This is a genomic window from Vogesella mureinivorans, assembly GCF_007644035.1.
GTDB classification, from domain to species: Bacteria; Pseudomonadota; Gammaproteobacteria; order Burkholderiales; family Chromobacteriaceae; genus Vogesella; species Vogesella mureinivorans.
The window spans coordinates 1-320 of the sequence record NZ_VMTV02000029.1; the positions used below are offsets into that span (position 1 = coordinate 1).

Here is a 320-nt window from a genome sequence, read left to right on the forward strand (position 1 = left end):
GGAAGTGCGTGAACTTCTTTCTCAATACGATTTCCCGGGTGACGATACACCAATCGTACGTGGTTCAGCGTTACAAGCGTTAAACGGCGTGCCGGAGTGGGAAGAAAAAATTCTTGAGTTAGCACACCACTTAGATACATACATTCCAGAGCCGGAGCGTGCAATTGATAAACCGTTCTTATTACCAATCGAAGACGTATTCTCAATTTCTGGTCGTGGTACGGTAGTAACAGGCCGTGTTGAACGTGGTATCATCAAATCAGGTGAAGAAGTTGAAATCGTAGGTATCAAAGAAACTACGAAAACAACCGTAACCGGTG

The 320-nt window shown here is 44.7% G+C and carries 1 pseudogene; it reads left to right on the forward strand.

The window, feature by feature from the left end:
• A pseudogene (tuf, locus tag FLQ44_RS00965) lies at nt 1-320 on the forward strand (elongation factor Tu); the annotation flags it as partial.